4 protein-coding genes are annotated in these 1,313 nt (G+C 33.4%); all 4 read left to right on the top strand.

The window, feature by feature from the left end; translation table 11 throughout:
- The first annotated feature begins 100 nt into the window (after positions 1-100).
- The 4 genes from ESZ54_RS12530 (at position 101) to ESZ54_RS11120 (ending at position 1,292) form a co-directional block, all read left to right on the top strand.
- Complete coding sequence (locus tag ESZ54_RS12530) at positions 101-277, top strand: hypothetical protein (protein ID WP_162615178.1); 177 nt, start codon at positions 101-103, stop codon at positions 275-277.
- A gap of 131 nt (positions 278-408) precedes the next feature.
- Positions 409-786 carry a GyrI-like domain-containing protein gene (locus ESZ54_RS12720; protein ID WP_239433804.1) on the top strand — a complete coding sequence of 126 codons (378 nt, stop codon included), beginning with the start codon at positions 409-411 and terminating at the stop codon, positions 784-786.
- Between the two features lie 2 nt (positions 787-788).
- Positions 789-1,022 carry a hypothetical protein gene (locus ESZ54_RS12725; protein WP_239433805.1) on the top strand — a complete coding sequence of 78 codons (234 nt, stop codon included), beginning with the start codon at positions 789-791 and terminating at the stop codon, positions 1,020-1,022.
- 63 nt (positions 1,023-1,085) lie between these two features.
- Positions 1,086-1,292, top strand: a complete 207-nt coding sequence (locus ESZ54_RS11120) for a hypothetical protein (protein ID WP_136137728.1) — start codon at positions 1,086-1,088, stop codon at positions 1,290-1,292.
- Positions 1,293-1,313 lie beyond the last annotated feature (21 nt).

Below are 1,313 nucleotides of genomic sequence, written 5' to 3' on the forward strand. Positions count from 1 at the left end.
TAGTGAAGGTGTGAAAATGAAAAATAGTCTTTTCAGTGTAAAAAAATAGGAAGAAGATTTTGAGATTGAAGAAAAAAGTGCTCATGCAAAAGCAACATACATGATTGTAGGAGAGCTAAACGGTGTCATCAAAGCAAATTATAGTATTCTTTATTTTAAATATTGCCCTAACGATGTACATGCTTCAAGTAGTTGGTTTGAAGGGTTCTCTGTATTTACTGGTACATGGGAAGTCGGTCAGGAAGTTTTGTTCTTCGCGATTGTGGTCAGTTTTTGAATAATCAGTACACCGCAAGTGTTGAAATTATTGAAGGAACTGGAACGGTGATTTTCAATTAGTTAGGGGAAGTGGCACTTATTTCCCAACAGAAAATGGCATGTTACTAGAAATGACGGAGGAAAAATAAAATGAAATATGAATGGCGAAAACAAGAAAAATTAACATATTTTCCTAAGGAGGTTGAAATACTAAATATTCCTGAACGACATTTTATTGTGTTAGAAGGCCAAGGTAATCCTAATTCTCAGAAGATTGAGGCGTTATTTACAGTAGCGTATACAATCCGAATGCAAATGAAAAATGGGGGTGGTGGAGCGCCATTTGAATATACGGTTTATCCACTAGAAGGTGTATGGACGACTTCGGATGGTTCAAAGGATGACAATTTGAATAAAGATGCTTTGGTATTCAAGATAATGATCCGTCAACCAGATAATGTACCGGCCAGCTTGATTTATGAAGCTATTGCATCAGCAGCTCAAAAAAAGTTGGGAATCCTTACATAAAATTGATTACATTTGAAACGTATGAAGAAGGGATGGTTATTCAAGCTATTCATACTGGTAGTTTTGATACTGAAATGAATCCTTTTAAAAAAATGGATGACTTATTAATCAGTACTGATTTTCAACGAGATTGGACAATGGAAAAGTATGCGCATCGCGAAATCTATCTCTCGGATTTTAGACGTGTCACAGAGGATAAAAGAAAAACTTTGTTACGTTATAAACTAAAATCTTAGGCAAAAAATTGAATCCTTTTCATTTTTTTTATATAATGTAAGTAAGAAAAGGGGGCGTTAATCATGAAAGAAAAAGTTAGAAAAAGTATGTTGTCCGTCTCATTAGCAGTTATGATAGGAACTGGGATTTATCTTTTAGGCCTTTTTATACAAGTTATTTTCCAAAGTAATACGAGTCTATCTGTCTTGCTTTTCATGATGCCTTTAAATTATTTGATTGTTTTTGTGACTGCTTTGTATAATTTTTTTGTTTGGTATAAAAAAGATTAGTAATTGAGCAAATTTCATAAT

Source organism: Vagococcus silagei, assembly GCF_004795745.1.
In the GTDB taxonomy this organism is placed as follows: Bacteria; Bacillota; Bacilli; order Lactobacillales; family Vagococcaceae; genus Vagococcus; species Vagococcus silagei.

Bases quoted from the DNA above. Each gene is read 5' to 3' on its own strand.
- ESZ54_RS11120 (WP_136137728.1), top strand. From the start codon at position 1,086: ATGAAAGAAAAAGTTAGAAAAAGTATGTTGTCCGTCTCATTAGCAGTT.
- ESZ54_RS12720 (WP_239433804.1), top strand. From the start codon at position 409: ATGAAATATGAATGGCGAAAACAAGAAAAATTAACATATTTTCCTAAG.
- ESZ54_RS12530 (WP_162615178.1), top strand. From the start codon at position 101: ATGATTGTAGGAGAGCTAAACGGTGTCATCAAAGCAAATTATAGTATT.